This is a genomic window from Profundibacterium mesophilum KAUST100406-0324 (assembly GCF_009835145.1).
GTDB lineage: Bacteria > Pseudomonadota > Alphaproteobacteria > Rhodobacterales > Rhodobacteraceae > Profundibacterium > Profundibacterium mesophilum.
Genome location: NZ_APKE01000028.1, coordinates 16,322 through 29,910 on the forward strand (window position 1 = coordinate 16,322; position 13,589 = coordinate 29,910).

Below are 13,589 nucleotides of genomic sequence, written 5' to 3' on the forward strand. Positions count from 1 at the left end.
CGCCGCGGGGGAGCAGGACCCCCTATTCGCACGACGGGAAGGCGTGAACCCGCGGCGTCGGCTGCGGGCCTGCCAAAACGCGTCAGGCCGGTGCCGCGCCCTGTGCCTCGCCGCGCGTCCGGCTGGCCCGGAAGACGGCCTGGCAGACGGACCAGATGTTGATCAGCCAGCCCAGCAGGATCGCCCAGAGGACGATGCTGAGCATCATCATCATCAGGCCCTTGGCCCATTCGCGATTGTAAATCTGTCCCGATCCGCACAGCAGCAGGGAGAGGACCCCCGCCAGCAGGGGCGAGCGGCCATGCGCCTCGGCCTGCGTGCTGTCCTCCTGGGCGGCGAGTGGCGCGGGGGCGCCGGTGACGAAAGCGTCCGGTGCCAGCGCCTCTGGCATGAGCAGGAGCGGCTCGGCCGTCTTGCGCCCAGCATCCGAAGCCCCGGACCGTGCATCGGCCTTGCTGTCCTGCGCGGCGGGCAGCTCGCTTGCGACGGGGGCGTGCACGGGCGGGCGGCTCGCCGCCTCGATGGCCTCCTGCAGGGCAGCCTCGCGCGCTGCCTCCTTTGCCTTGCGGGCGGCGGCGGACTGCGCGGCGGCGTGCAGATCGACGGCCGAGGGGGACGCCTGCGCCTGGCCGCGGACCTTGGCGCCGCGCGGCGTGCGCACGCCCTTGATCGGCGATCGGCTTTGCGCGGTGCGGCGGAACTGCGTGACCTCGGCGCTGCCGCGCTCGCTGCGCAGAACGGTCGGGATCAGGGGCTCGGCTGCGGTCTCGCGCTTCTTGCGGATCACCTTCCGGCTCTCGATCTGGCCGGTCACGTAGGGGCCCGGACCGGTGGCGCGGGGCTTGGCCCGCTCGGCACCGCACTGGCTGGGAACAAGGATCGAGGAATGGGCTTGCCTGCGCGGCGCACCGTGTTCACGAGCGGCAGAGATGGCGAGTTCGAGGCGTTCTGTACGATAGGTCATGGCAAAATCCACATGCTTTCAATGCCGATCAGTCTAGACAGGATAAGCGCGTGAAAACACTGCGTCGAAACAGTGAGGGCGTTTTGCAAAGATTTCTTCGCCAGCCCGGCATAATGGTGTTGGCTGCGCAACAAATCGGGCTACTTGGCAGCGTTTCGCCAATCGCCCCCGCAGGGGCGGCAACGTTCCGCCGTTGTTCAAATTACAGCATTTCGCGATTAAATGGCCCCCGGACGAATTTCGTCAGTCGAGCGGGCGAATCCGCAACCGGGTGATCCGGTTGTCCTTGCGCTGCGCAACCTCGAATCGAAACCCATGGAAGGTGAAGACCTGTCCTTGCGTGGGGATGGTCTGCGCCTCGTGGATGACCAGGCCGGCCACGGTGTTCGCCTCGTCATCCGGCAGGCTCCAGTCGGTCTGCCGGTTGATGTCGCGGATCGTCATCCCGCCATCGACGATGTAATCGCCGTTCTCGGCACGGCGCAGCGGATGCTCGGCGTCGAGGTCGAACTCGTCGGTGATCTCGCCGACGATCTCCTCGAGGATGTCCTCGAGCGTGATGAGCCCCTGCAGGGCGCCATATTCGTCCACCACGAGCGCGAAATGCGTGTGCCGATGCAGGAACTGGCGCATCTGCTCGTCGAGCGTCGTCGTCTCGGGCACGAAGTAGGGTTTCATCGCGACACCCAGAATGTCGAAATCGTCAAAGCCCTTGTTGCCCTCGTCGGCGTCGCGCTGGCGGGCATACATCGCCCGCAGCAGATCCTTGGCATGGATCACCCCGATGATGTTCTCCATCGTCGCCCTGTAGACGGGCAGGCGGGTATGGGAGGATTTGAGGCACTGCTCCAGAACCTCGACGGGGGGCAGTTCGGCGTCGATCATCTCGATCTTGGAGCGATGCAGCATGATTTCCTCGACCGTGCGTTCGCCCAGATCGAGCGCGCCGAGGATCCGGTCGCGATCTTCCTTTTCAACCACCCCTTCGGAATGTCCGAGGTTGAGCGCGCCCTCGATCTCCTCGCGCACGGCAAGGATATGCGTGTCGGGATCGGTCCGCACGCCGAAGAGGCGCAGCACGCCGCGCACCAGCATCCGGACGAAGCCGACGATCGGCGCGGTGACGCGGATCAGCAGCGCGATCATGCCGCTGACCCCGGAGGCAGCCCGCTCGGCATTGGTGATGGCATAGGTCTTGGGCAGCACCTCGGCGAAGATCAGCACCAGGAGGGTCATGATCAGCGTCGCGAGCGCCACGCCCGAATCCCCGAAGACGCGCGTGAAGAGTGCCGTCGCCAGCGATGTGGCAAGAATGTTCACGAGGTTGTTGCCGAGCAGGACGGAGCCGATCAGCCGCTCGTTGTCCTCGGTGATCTTGAGCGCTCGGGCCGCGCCGGTGGAGCCCTTGTCGGCCTGGGCCCGCAGCTTGCCGCGCGAGGCGGCGGTCAGTGCCGTCTCCGAGCCCGAGAAGAAGGCCGACAGCACCAGCAGGCCGAGGATCGAGGCGCTGATGAGCCAGAAGGCACTGTCGAAGACGGGGGTCGCGGTTTCCATGTGGCCTGCCTTGTGGTTTGCGTGTCATGTTATGGGGCGCCGATGGTCCGGGATCAAGCGGGCGCGGGCGAGGAGAGGGGCGGCAACATGCACGATCTGGGCGAGCTGACGGGTGATGTGCTGGTCTTCGGGGGCGCTTATTCGAACCTGCAGGCGGCGCAGGCGCTGATCGGCGCGGCGCAGGAGGCGGGGATCGGGCCGGAGCGGGTGATCTGCACCGGGGATCTTGTCGCCTATGGCGCCGATCCCGCGCGCTGCGCAGCCTTGCTGCTCGATTGGGGATGCACCTCGATCGCGGGCAATTGCGAGCTGCAACTGGCCGCGGGAGCCTCCGATTGCGGCTGCGGTTTCACCGAAGGATCGGCATGCGATCTGGCATCGCGCGGCTGGTTCGCCCATGCCGATGCCCGGATCGACCCGCCCTTGCGCCGGCGGCTCGGTGCCTTGCCCCGGATGATCACCTTCACCCATCGCGGGCTGCGCCACGCGGTGATCCATGGCGGCGTGCGCGATGTGGCGCGTTTCGTGTGGCCTTGCGATCCCGATGCGGTCTTCGCCGAGGAGATCGAGGCGATCGAGGATGCGGCCGGCCCCGTCGATGTCGTCCTCGCGGGTCATTGCGGCATTCCCTTCCAGCGTGATCTCGGCCGCGTCTCCTGGGTGAATGCCGGTGTCATCGGGATGCCGCCCCATGACGGGCGCCCGATGACGCGTTACGCGCGGCTTACGGAGCAGGGGCCGCGGATCGAGCGGCTATGCTACGATCACCGCGCGGCACGCGCCGCGATGGAGAATGCCGGTCTGGTGCAGGGCTATCACGCGGCACTCGAGAGCGGGCTCTGGCCGAGCGAGGACGTGCTGCCGCCACAGATGCGGCGGGCGGGCTGTCATGCGGGTTACTCGCCTTTGCGCGCCAAGGGGTGATGCTCGAGCACGAGGGCATTGAGCCGTGCATCGAGGACATGGGTGTAGATCTCGGTGGTCGAGAGGTCAGCGTGACCCAGCATCGTCTGAATGGCCCTGAGATCGGCGCCACCGGCGAGCAGGTGCGTCGCGAAGGCATGGCGCAGCGTATGCGGCGTCACCTTGCCCGGCGAGACGCCGCCGGCCACCGCGAATTCCTTGACCATGACATAGAAGCGATGCCGCGTGAGATGTCCCGCCGCGCCATGTGAGGGAAAGAGAAAACGCGGGGCGACCGTACCCGCCGGCGCCGCGTCGTTTCTTGCATCGAGGACCGCCAGCCAGTCGGCGAGTGCGCGCCTTGCCGGAGCGGAGAGGGGGATCAGACGCTCACGCCCGCCCTTGCCGCGCACCAAAAGCATCTGTGGATCACCCCGCGCGGCCGACAGGGGCAGCGAGACCAGCTCGCTCACCCGCATGCCCGTCGCGTAGAGAAGCTCCATCAGGCAGGTGTTGCGCAGCCGGTCGGCCTCGGCGCGGGCGGTGCCGCGCGCGGCGGTCAGCAGACGATCGACCTCGTCGTGATCGAGCGTCCCGGGCAGCCGCCTGTCGCGGCCGGGACCTTTCATCGTGATCGCGGGATTGCTCTCGCGCCAACCCTCCTCGAAGGCGAAGCGGTAGAGCTGCCGGATCGCCGACAGGCGCCTCGCCCGCGTCGCGCGCGACAGTCCCTGCGCATCGCAATCAACGAGATAAGCCTCGATGTCGCCCTGCGCCGCCCGGTCGAAATCGCTGCCGCGGCGCTCCAGCCAGTCGGCGAAACTGCGCAGATCGCGGGCATAGGCCAGGCGCGTGTTGCGCGCCGCGCCGAGCTCGGCCGCCTGCGCCTCGAGGAATGCCTCGATCCTGTGGCCCATGGTCATCCGCGACGCTCCAGAAGCAGAAGTTGGAGCCCCGTCTCGATAGCCACCGTCCGCAAACCCATCTGCAGCAGCAGCGCGATCCCGTCCCGCAGAGCTTCGTAATTGCCCGCCTCTCCCTCGTCGAGCAGATCGAGCGCCAGGAGAAGCGCCTCGCCCGAGCGTCCCTCGCGCAGAAGGCCGGCAAGACGCGGCGGCGGCGCCGCGGTTTCGAACCCCTCGGCGATGGCGCGCGCCTGGAGGCTCTGCGGCTCGGCGCTTTGCGGCACCCCGCGCGCCAGGGCGATGAGGAATGCATCCTGCCGGTCCTGCGGGATCGCCTGCCCGGCGATGCGTGTGCGTGCCCCCGAGAGCAGCCCGGCCTCCAGCGCGATGCGCGCCGCCGCGCCTTCCAAGGGAAGGCGGGCCAGCGCGGCGCCGTGCTGGCGCGCCAGCGGCAATTCCAGCCCGGCCGCCTGCATCGCCCGCCAGGCGGTGGGAAGGGCTTGCCCGACGGCATCCGCATCCGCCTCGCGCAAGGCCGCCTCGAGCTTCTGGACGGCGCCGACACGGTCCCACAGGCCCCCCGACGCGGCGGGGCTGCGCTCGCCGTAGATGTCCCACAGGCGTTCGGGCGAGATGGCCCCCGCCCGCGCCAGCCGCTCGGCGGCCTCGAGCCGGGCCTTCCATCCGATGATCGGCCGCAGATCGGCATGGGCATAGATCAGCGGCAGTCCCGCCGTGCGGTAGGGCTCGCCGATCGCTTCGAACATGGTGAATTCGAGTGGCGTGGGGTGGCGCGGCTTGGGCGGGGACGGCGGTGCATCCTCGTGCTCGATCTCGAGGAAGCGGTGCAGCAGGTCGAGCTCGGCGCCGGAGACGAGATCGAGCGCCTCGGCGCTTTCGAGTGTCAGCGCGGCCGTGTCCCATTCACCGCTGCGCGCGAGGCAGAAGACCCGCGCGGCATAACCGGCCCCGGCGCCTGGACGCTCGCGCATCCTCTGACAGGCGAGATCCTCGGTGCCGCTCAGCAAGGCGATGTCGAAGCGCCGCATTGAAAATTCGGGATCGTCGCGCTGCGCGGCATCGATCAGCGCCTGCGCGCCGGCAAGATCGCCAAGCATCAGGAGCGCGTCCACGCGGGCCAGGAACAGGCGGGTTCCCTCGCCATCCTCGCGCGGCGGATCGAGCTCGGCGAGGAGCATCTCGGTGAAGAGATCCCTCAGAGCGGGGAGGCTTTCGGAATGATCATGCGCGATCAGCCTGACCAGCACATCGCGCGAGGTCGCTCCCCAGAGCCCGGCATCAAGGCCGGCGCGCTGTGCGGGATAAAGGCCGATCCTGTCGAGCTCGGGCGCCCCGAGCCGGGTCACGGTCACCGGGCCGGGCAGGGCGGAGCCGCCGGCGGACCCTTCGGTCAACATGCCCGGGGCGGCATTGGCGGGCAATGCAGCGGCGAGCCCCGAGAGGATGCATGCAGCGTGCAGGGCAAGCGCCGCGGCGTGCCGGCGCGCCCCATGCCAGGCGAGGACGGGGCGCAGGGCGGCATTATGGTCCGGCATCCGGCGGCGCGGGGCAATGCCGCGAAACAGCTCAGCTCTCATCCAGGGTCACGGGCTGGACCACTTCGGAGCGATCGGGCTCCAGATCGCCAAGATAGGCATAGGCCACAAGCGCGAGGAACCCGACAATCGCAAGGAATAGCAATAGCTTGATTAGTCTGAACATGGGGGGTGCCTTCCTTGCGCGCCTGTCGGAATGGATGCGTCTGCGTCATCCTCGGCGCATTTATATATGGTCTTTCCGGCAAGATCACGCCATTCAGACAAGACGAACAAGAATTGAGCGAGACAATGCCGTTTGGCCAGTGAGTTGAACAAGTCGGTGGTGATGGTCGGCATGATGGGCGCCGGCAAAACCGCGGTGGGGACCGCGCTGGCCAAGCTGCTGGGCGTGCCCTTCATCGATTCGGATGCGGAGATCGAGCGCGCGGCGAATATGAGCATCGCGGAGATCTTCGCCCGCGATGGCGAGGCCTTCTTCAGGGATCGCGAATCGCAGGTCATCGCGCGTCTGATGGAAGGTCCGCCGGCGATCCTGTCGACGGGCGGCGGGGCGTTCATGAACCCGGCGAACCGCACGATGATCGGGGAGCGGGGCGTGTCGGTCTGGCTGAAGGCGGATCTCGCAACGCTCTGGAGCCGCGTGAGGCACAAGGACACGCGCCCGCTGCTGCGCACGCCGAACCCGCGCGCCACGCTCGCGGAGCTCTGCGCCAAGCGCGAGCCGGTCTATGCGCTTGCCGACATCATCGTCGAAAGCATGGCCGATCTGTCGGTCGAGGCGATGGCGCACAAGGTGCGCGACGCGATGGCCGGCCGGCCCGACCTGCTCGGATAGCAACACGGATGAAGCGCGGCCCGCCCTTGCAGGGATCCGGGCCGCGGGAAAGAGCGAAGGCATGAACGATACCGTCGAGGTCAGCCTCGGAACACGCAGCTACGAGGTGCGGATCGGGCCCGGCCTGATCGGCGAGGCCGGTGCGCAGATCGCGCCGCTACTGGCCCGCCGGAAGGTCGCCATCGTCACCGACGAGAATGTCGCCGCGCTGCATCTCGGCCCGCTCGAGGATGCCCTGGGGCGTGCGGGCATCGCGTCGGACGCGCTGGTCCTGCCCGCCGGGGAGGGCACGAAGTCCTGGCCGCAGTTCACCCGCACCACGGAATGGCTGCTTGCCTGCCGGATCGAGCGCCGCGACATGGTCATCGCCCTGGGGGGCGGGGTGATCGGCGATCTTGCCGGTTTCGCGGCGGCGGTGCTGCGCCGGGGTGTGCGCTTCGTGCAGATCCCGACATCGCTGCTGGCTCAGGTCGACAGCTCGGTCGGCGGCAAGACCGGCATCAACGCGCCGCAGGGCAAGAACCTCATCGGGGCCTTCCATCAGCCGAGCCTCGTCCTGGCCGATATCGACGCGCTGGCCACCCTGCCGCGACGCGACCTTCTCGCCGGCTATGGCGAGGTCATGAAATACGGCCTCCTGGGCGATGCGCGCTTTTTCGACTGGCTCGAGACCAACGGGCCCGCCCTCGCGGATGGTGACGGCGGGGTCCGGCAGGAAGCGGTGCGCCGCTCGGTGGCGGCAAAGGCCGGCATCGTGGCGCGCGACGAGACCGAACAGGGGGAGAGGGCGCTACTCAATCTCGGCCATACCTTCTGTCATGCGCTGGAGGCGGCCACGGGCTATTCGGACCGGCTGCTGCATGGCGAGGGCGTTGCGATCGGGTGCGCGCTCGCCTTCGAGCTTTCGGCGCGGCTGGGCCTGTGTTCGCAAGAGGAGCCCGGCCGGGTGCGCGCGCATCTGAACGCGATGGGCCTGAAGACGGACCTGAGTGACATTCCCGGCGATCTGCCGGGCGCGGAAGCCCTTCTGGAGCTCATGGGGCAGGACAAGAAGGTGGTGGATGGCCGCCTGCGGTTCATCCTTGCGCGCGGTATCGGCGCGGCCTTCGTGGCGGAGGATGTCGACCGCGCGGCGGTGCTCGGGGTTCTGGAGGACGCGCTCGCCCACGGCTGACCCAAGGGCCTCGGCGCTTCGGACGCCTTCGCCGGGCCCGCGTGCAAGCCCGGAGGCCGGACGGCACCGCTCATCGCCCAAGCATGGCCGCGGGACTAGCAGGGGAGGCCGGGACATGCATCCCGGCCCCTTCGGCTCAGAACGGGATCTCGTCATCCATGTCGTTGGACCGGCCACCGCCGCCACCGCCGCCGCCGTAGTTGCCCTGGCCGCCCTGGCCGCCATAACCGCCGCCGAAATTGCCGTCATCGGAATAGCCGCCGCCCTGACTGCCCCCGCCGGCGCCGCCCTCGCCGCGCCCGTCGAGCATCGTCAGCTCGGAGCGGAAGGGCCGCAACACCACCTCGGTGGAATAGCGGTCCTGGCCGGACTGGTCCTGCCATTTGCGGGTTTCGAGCTGGCCCTCGATATAGACCTTCGAGCCCTTGCGCAGATATTGCTCGGCCACCCGCGCGAGCGGCTCCGAGAAGATCGCGACGCTGTGCCATTCGGTGCGCTCCTTGCGCTCGCCTGTGGCCTTGTCCTTCCAAGTCTCGGAGGTCGCGATCCGCAGGTTGCAGACCTTGCCGCCGTTCTGAAAGCTGCGCACCTCGGGGTCACGCCCGAGATTTCCGATCAAGATCACCTTGTTGACCGATCCTGCCATGTTGTCGCTCCCTCGATTCTGACATTCGGCTGCGCTTATACCCCGGCGCGGCGCCGAGCGACACGGTGGAACCGCAGCCTCCGCACCCCCCGGGCGGTGACGCCGCACCCCGGAATGGTCCCGCCTATGAGTTTGTTAGTCTTTCGCGGTCATTTTCATCGCATCCCGATTCCTCGAAAGGCAGATGATGCGAATGATCCAAGCGGCCCTCGCGCCGGTCCTTCTTCTCGCGCTCGGCATGGCCGGCACGGCCACACGCGCCGAAACCGCGGCCGGTCAGAGCCGTCTCGCGATCTTCCAGAGCCAGACAGGCGTTCTGGACGGCCGCGCGGCGCAGCAATATCTCGCCTCTGCGCGCCTGATCGCACCGGGGGCGGCCAAGGCGGCCGAGCCCGCGGCGCCCGAGCCCGAACGCAAGGCGGCGGCGCCGGGATACAAAGGCAAGTATCGAGGGCCCTATCTCAAGCTTGCTCGGGCGGCAGCACGCCGCAATGGCGTTCCCGAAGAGCTGTTCCTGCGCCTGGTGCAGCAGGAATCGGGCTGGAACGCGCGTGCCCGATCGCGGGCGGGAGCGATCGGGCTGGCGCAGCTGATGCCCGGCACCGCGAGGGAGCTTCGTGTCGATCCGACCCTGCCAGGACAGAACCTGGAGGGCGGTGCGATCTACCTCAAGCAGCAATATGACCGCTTCAAGGACTGGCGGCTCGCCCTTGCCGCCTACAATGCCGGGCCCGGCGCGGTGCAACGTTACGGCGGTATCCCGCCCTATTCGGAGACCCGGAACTACGTGCTCAAGATCTGGGGCAGCTAGGCCGGACGCCCGCTCATGACATCTGGCGCTTCGCCTTGGATCCGAGCTTTTGCGCCAGGGTTTCGATATCCGTTCCGCTGGCCCGGGGGATGACCTTGTAGGCCGCGTTGACCGCGCAGAAAAGCGCGAAACCCAGGAGACCAATGCAGATCAGGATGACGAGGATATTGCCGAATGTCTGCGAGGCGAGCCAGTCGAAGACCTTGCCGACGCCGGCGGCCTTGTTGGGATCAGCCGTCATGGCCGCGAAGACAAGAAAGCCGCCGATGATCGCCACGATGATCCCCTGCGCGGCGACACCGGCGCGCAGCGCCGGGTTCCAATGCACGGTGAAGTGATTCGCCGCCAGGTGCTTTCTGTATTTCTGCGCCCAACCCTTGTTGATGTAGTAGATACCGGCGCCGATCACTGCAATGCCGGCAATGCCGACGATCCAGCGCCCGCCGGGCCATTTCATGACCGTCCCGGCCAGTTTTGCGATGCCCGAGCCGCCTCCACTGTCGCTGCCACTGTTGAGCAGGACACCGATCACCGTGACGCCAAGCGCCAGATGGACCGCGCCTGTGACGATCATGCCGATCCTGGCGATGATGCCCTTGCCATCCGTGCCGTAGCATTCGAGGTCGTAAAGCGCGTCGATCAGCCTCCAGACCGCGTAGCACCCCATCCCGAGCGCGATGAGCACGAGAACCGCGATGCCCCATCCGCTGCCCTCAAGCCGCGCGAGGGCCGTTTCCGTCCCCTGGGCCTGTCCACCGCGCATGATCGCCCAGAGCGACAGCCCCGCCACGGCGAGATAGACGAGCGCGCGCCCCGCATATCCCGCCCGCATTACCGGTATCGCCCAAGAAAAATCGCGTGAAGCCATTCAATCGTCTCCCTGTGTTGCAGGGGTAAGCGGAGGGGACGCGTCCGGGTTCCGTTCACTGCCCGCAAGAGAGATCACCGGGGTCATCGCGGCAAGCTGGGTGCGGCTCAGATGGCATTTGATCAGATGCCCCGGGGCGGTCTCGACCATCGGGGGCACGACGGTCTCGCACAGGTCACCCGGCACCTGCGACTTGCGGTGGCAGCGCGTCTGGAACGGGCAGCCCGGCGGCGGGTCGATCGCGGAGGGAACGTCGCCTTCGAGGACGATCCGCGTCTTTTCGACCCGCCTGTCCGCGATCGGGACGGCCGAGAGCAGTGCTTCGGTATAGGGGTGGTAGGGCGGGGCGAAGACCTCGTCCGTCGTGCCGATCTCGACGACATGGCCGAGATAGAGGACCATGACGCGGTCGCTTATATAACGCACGATGCTCAAATCGTGGCTGATGAAGAGCAGGCTGGTGCCGCGGTCGGCCTGTATCTGCATCAGCAGTTCGGTCACCGCCGCCTGGACGGAGACATCGAGAGCCGAGACGGGCTCATCGGCGATCACCAGCGTCGCATCGCCGGCAAAGGCCCGTGCGATCCCCACGCGCTGCTTCTGACCGCCCGACAACTGGCGCGGCTTGCGATCGGCGAAGCTGCGCGGCAGCTTGACCAGGTCGAGAAGCTCGAGCATCCGCTCACGGTTCTGGCGCGCGCTGCCGCCGGAGCCCAGGATCTCGATCGCGCGTATGATCTGCCGTCCGATCGTCATCGAGGGATTCAGTGTATCAAACGGGTTCTGGAACACCATCTGCATCGCGGAGACGGTCGATCCCTCCCGCTGCGAGACGGCTACCTGGGCAAGCTCTTTCCCCGCGAAGGTGACGCTGCCACCGCTGGCCCGTTCCAGACCCACCAGAACCTTGCCGAGAGTGGACTTGCCGCAGCCGCTCTCGCCGACGATGGCGAGCGTCTCGCCGGCGCGCGCCTCGAAGGAGAGCGACTGGTTCGCCTTGACGACTTGCCGCGCACGCCCCTCCGGCGCGTAGACCTTGTCGAGCCCCTCGACCTTCAGCACGACCTCGCCGGGGGTTGCAGCCCCGCGGCCGCTGCGCCCGAGCGGAGGCCGGGACCAGTCGATCTCGTCAATACGCAAGCAGCGCGCTGCGCGGCGCGGATCGGTCCCGGCCTCCTCAGGCCCCGCCAGGGGGATCATCGGGATCTTGGTGGCATCGCAGCGTCCGGCTTCGAAATACGCGCATCTCGGTCCGAAATTGCAGCCCGGCGGCCGCGCGTCGGGCAGGGGGAAATTGCCCGGGATGGCCTCGAGCGGACGGGTCAGCCTGTCGGCGCCAGGCAGCGGTATCGCACGCATCAGGGCCTGCGTGTAGGGATGGCGCATAGCGCCGAAGACCTCGCCGACCGTGCCCGTCTCGACCGCCTCGCCGCTATACATCACGCAGACACGGTCGCAGGTCTCGATGACCAGGCCCAGATTGTGGGAAATGAAGAGGATCGACGTGCCCTGCCGCTTGCCGATCGCGGCGATGAGGGCGATCACCGCCGCCTCGACGGTCACATCGAGCGCCGTCGTCGGCTCGTCGAGGATCAGCAGGGCCGGCTCGCTCATCAGGGCCATGGCAATCACGATGCGCTGCTGCTGTCCGCCCGATAGCGTATGGGGATAGCTGTCCATGATCCGCTCGGGGTCGGGAAGCTGGACATCGTGCAACATGCGCAGCGCCCGCGCCCGCGCCTCGGCGCGGCTCGTGCCCTCGTGAACCATCGGAACCTCCATAAGCTGCCGCCCCACGCGCAGTGCGGGGTTCAGGCTCGACATCGGCTCCTGGTAGACCATGGCAATCTCGCGGCCCCTGATGCGCCGCAGCTCGCCGGGCCGCAGGGCCGTCAGGTCGCGGCCGTCGAACCGGATGCTGCCCGCGGTGACGGCGCCGTTCCGGCCCAGATCGCCCATGATGCCCAGGGCAACCGTCGATTTGCCGCAGCCGCTCTCGCCCACGAGGCCGAGCGTCTCGCCCGGACGCAGCTCGGCGCTGAAATCCATCACCGCCGGGATCGCCCCGCGCCGCGTGTCGAAGGAGATCGACAGGTTCTCGATTGCCAAGATCGGCGCCACGTTCTGCTGCTCGTTCATGACCTGCCCTTTCACATTCGTATAAATACCGCGGGGTCCGGGGCAGAGCCCCGGCCGTCTTCAGTCGCGAAGGCTTTCCTCGCGCACGCCGTCGGCCAGCAGGTTGAGCCCCAGCACGAGGCTGAGCAGGGAGATTGCCGGCGCGAGAGCGGGGTGAGGATAGATGCTCAGGAGCTTGCGCCCCTCGTTGATGGTGCTGCCCCAGTCGGGGCTTTCGGGACTGAGTCCCAGCCCGAAGAAGCCGAGGGTGCCGAGCAGGATCGTCGTGTAGCCGATCCTGAGACAGAAATCGACGATGAGCGGTCCGCGCACATTCGGCAGGATCTCCCAGAGCATCACGTACCATGGCCCCTCGCTGCGGGTTCTGGCCGCGGCGATGTAGTCGCGCTCGCGAATGTCGAGCCCGAGCCCCCGGACGATGCGGAACACCGTCGGCGCGTTGACGAAGACAACCGCGACGAAGACCACGAGCATACTCGGCGGAAAGCTGATGAGCCCGAGCGGATCGGCATCGAGCGCGATCCCGAGATAGAGCCACCCGCCCACCAGGATCGTCACGCCGAGCAGAACCGCGCGGCGCACCGGCCTGACATGCGTGCGCGAGTTGACGAGGACGATGGCGAAGATCAGCGGCAGCACGAACAGCACGGCCGCCATCCTGCCCGGAACGCCCGAGGCGACGATCTCCGGCGTGACCAGAAGATAGAAGAGCAGGATGACCGGAAAGGCGAGGATGAGGTTCGCCGCGAAGGTCAGGACAGTGTCCAGCCAACCGCCGAAATAGGCCGCTGGCAGGCCAAGCGTGATGCCGATCATGAAGGCGAAGAGTGTGGCGGCCGGCGCGATCTTCACCACCTCCCAGGCGCCCATGACGACACGGCTGAAGACGTCCCGCGCGAGGTTGTCGCCGCCCAGCAGGACATGCGGATACTGTCCATCCTCGGCCATCCGCAGCGCCGAGCCCGGCGGCGCGTTCTTCATCCCGCTCAGCGGCGAGAGGGGATCATGGGTGATCAGCAGGTCCGCCGCCCCGAAGATGCCGGTCAGCACCCAGAAGGAGACGAGCGCCAGCCCCGCGATCCCGGCCGCGCTCGAATAGAGGCGCCCGTAGAGCCCGAGCCGCGCGCGAAAGACGAAGGACAGCGCGCCCAGCGCGCCCATCGCCGCGAAGACGGGCCACAGGCGGATGCCGAGTGCCACGATGATCTGTGCCGCGCCGAGCTGTTCCATG

The 13,589-nt window shown here is 67.7% G+C and carries 13 protein-coding genes; 4 read left to right on the top strand and 9 right to left on the bottom strand.

The genetic code is table 11. The features are described from left to right. Nucleotides 1–82: 82 nt before the first annotated feature. Both PMES_RS12130 and PMES_RS12135 read right to left on the bottom strand, forming a co-directional pair. Entirely contained in the window at nt 83–964 is an 882-nt protein-coding gene (locus PMES_RS12130) for a hypothetical protein (protein WP_159965989.1), read from the bottom strand. A 243-nt stretch (nt 965–1,207) separates the two neighbouring features. Further along, nucleotides 1,208–2,518 (bottom strand): HlyC/CorC family transporter, encoded by a 1,311-nt coding sequence (locus tag PMES_RS12135; RefSeq protein WP_159965990.1) that lies wholly within the window; start codon nt 2,516–2,518, stop codon nt 1,208–1,210. 42 nt (nt 2,519–2,560) lie between these two features. On the opposite strand from PMES_RS12135, the gene PMES_RS12140 reads away from it, so the two are divergent. Next, a complete protein-coding gene (locus PMES_RS12140) occupies nt 2,561–3,442 on the top strand; it encodes a metallophosphoesterase family protein (protein WP_328809157.1) in 882 nt (293 codons plus the stop codon). On the opposite strand, the gene PMES_RS12145 is transcribed toward PMES_RS12140, so the two are convergent. Genes PMES_RS12145 through PMES_RS16855 form a run of 3 tightly spaced genes read right to left on the bottom strand, consistent with a single transcriptional unit; the run spans nt 3,415 to nt 6,048 of the window. Next, entirely contained in the window at nt 3,415–4,344 is a 930-nt protein-coding gene (locus PMES_RS12145) for a tyrosine recombinase (protein ID WP_159965991.1), read from the bottom strand. The genes PMES_RS12140 and PMES_RS12145 overlap by 28 nt on opposite strands. Next, a complete protein-coding gene (locus PMES_RS12150; RefSeq protein WP_159965992.1) occupies nt 4,341–5,924 on the bottom strand; it encodes a hypothetical protein in 1,584 nt (527 codons plus the stop codon). The genes PMES_RS12145 and PMES_RS12150 overlap by 4 nt, the downstream gene beginning before the upstream one ends. Then, on the bottom strand, nt 5,914–6,048 hold the full coding sequence (locus PMES_RS16855) for a hypothetical protein (RefSeq protein ID WP_268892419.1): 135 nt from the start codon (nt 6,046–6,048) through the stop codon (nt 5,914–5,916). The genes PMES_RS12150 and PMES_RS16855 overlap by 11 nt, the downstream gene beginning before the upstream one ends. 132 nt (nt 6,049–6,180) lie before the next feature. On the opposite strand from PMES_RS16855, the gene PMES_RS12155 reads away from it, so the two are divergent. Together PMES_RS12155 and aroB are read left to right on the top strand one after the other, a co-directional pair. Next, nucleotides 6,181–6,720, top strand: coding sequence for a shikimate kinase (locus tag PMES_RS12155; protein ID WP_159965993.1), 540 nt, complete (start codon nt 6,181–6,183; stop codon nt 6,718–6,720). A gap of 61 nt (nt 6,721–6,781) precedes the next feature. After that, nucleotides 6,782–7,894: a 3-dehydroquinate synthase gene (aroB, locus tag PMES_RS12160; RefSeq protein ID WP_159965994.1), complete on the top strand. Its 1,113-nt coding sequence runs from the start codon at nt 6,782–6,784 to the stop codon at nt 7,892–7,894. A gap of 136 nt (nt 7,895–8,030) precedes the next feature. On the opposite strand, the gene ssb is transcribed toward aroB, so the two are convergent. After that, complete coding sequence (gene ssb, locus PMES_RS12165; protein WP_159965995.1) at nt 8,031–8,540, bottom strand: single-stranded DNA-binding protein; 510 nt, start codon at nt 8,538–8,540, stop codon at nt 8,031–8,033. A 187-nt stretch (nt 8,541–8,727) separates the two neighbouring features. On the opposite strand from ssb, the gene PMES_RS12170 reads away from it, so the two are divergent. After that, nucleotides 8,728–9,351, top strand: coding sequence for a lytic transglycosylase domain-containing protein (locus PMES_RS12170; RefSeq protein ID WP_159966035.1), 624 nt, complete (start codon nt 8,728–8,730; stop codon nt 9,349–9,351). Nucleotides 9,352–9,364: 13 nt separating this feature from the next. Here the strand turns inward: PMES_RS12170 and PMES_RS12175 are convergent, their stop codons facing one another. Genes PMES_RS12175 through PMES_RS12185 form a run of 3 tightly spaced genes read right to left on the bottom strand, consistent with a single transcriptional unit; the run spans nt 9,365 to nt 13,588 of the window. Continuing rightward, nucleotides 9,365–10,219, bottom strand: a complete 855-nt coding sequence (locus PMES_RS12175) for a DUF1206 domain-containing protein (RefSeq protein WP_159965996.1) — start codon at nt 10,217–10,219, stop codon at nt 9,365–9,367. Further along, a complete protein-coding gene (locus tag PMES_RS12180) occupies nt 10,220–12,358 on the bottom strand; it encodes a dipeptide ABC transporter ATP-binding protein (RefSeq protein WP_159965997.1) in 2,139 nt (712 codons plus the stop codon). 60 nt (nt 12,359–12,418) lie between these two features. Next, nucleotides 12,419–13,588, bottom strand: a complete 1,170-nt coding sequence (locus PMES_RS12185) for an ABC transporter permease (protein WP_159965998.1) — start codon at nt 13,586–13,588, stop codon at nt 12,419–12,421. Nucleotide 13,589 lies beyond the last annotated feature (1 nt).

Coding starts and splice junctions, on each gene's coding strand:
- PMES_RS12130 (WP_159965989.1), bottom strand. CDS start 964: ATGACCTATCGTACAGAACGCCTCGAACTCGCCATCTCTGCCGCTCGT.
- PMES_RS12135 (WP_159965990.1), bottom strand. CDS start 2,518: ATGGAAACCGCGACCCCCGTCTTCGACAGTGCCTTCTGGCTCATCAGC.
- PMES_RS12140 (WP_328809157.1), top strand. CDS start 2,561: ATGGTCCGGGATCAAGCGGGCGCGGGCGAGGAGAGGGGCGGCAACATG.
- PMES_RS12145 (WP_159965991.1), bottom strand. CDS start 4,344: ATGACCATGGGCCACAGGATCGAGGCATTCCTCGAGGCGCAGGCGGCC.
- PMES_RS12150 (WP_159965992.1), bottom strand. CDS start 5,924: ATGAGAGCTGAGCTGTTTCGCGGCATTGCCCCGCGCCGCCGGATGCCG.
- PMES_RS16855 (WP_268892419.1), bottom strand. CDS start 6,048: ATGTTCAGACTAATCAAGCTATTGCTATTCCTTGCGATTGTCGGGTTC.
- aroB (WP_159965994.1), top strand. CDS start 6,782: ATGAACGATACCGTCGAGGTCAGCCTCGGAACACGCAGCTACGAGGTG.
- ssb (WP_159965995.1), bottom strand. CDS start 8,540: ATGGCAGGATCGGTCAACAAGGTGATCTTGATCGGAAATCTCGGGCGT.
- PMES_RS12170 (WP_159966035.1), top strand. CDS start 8,728: ATGCGAATGATCCAAGCGGCCCTCGCGCCGGTCCTTCTTCTCGCGCTC.
- PMES_RS12175 (WP_159965996.1), bottom strand. CDS start 10,219: ATGGCTTCACGCGATTTTTCTTGGGCGATACCGGTAATGCGGGCGGGA.
- PMES_RS12180 (WP_159965997.1), bottom strand. CDS start 12,358: ATGAACGAGCAGCAGAACGTGGCGCCGATCTTGGCAATCGAGAACCTG.
- PMES_RS12185 (WP_159965998.1), bottom strand. CDS start 13,588: ATGGAACAGCTCGGCGCGGCACAGATCATCGTGGCACTCGGCATCCGC.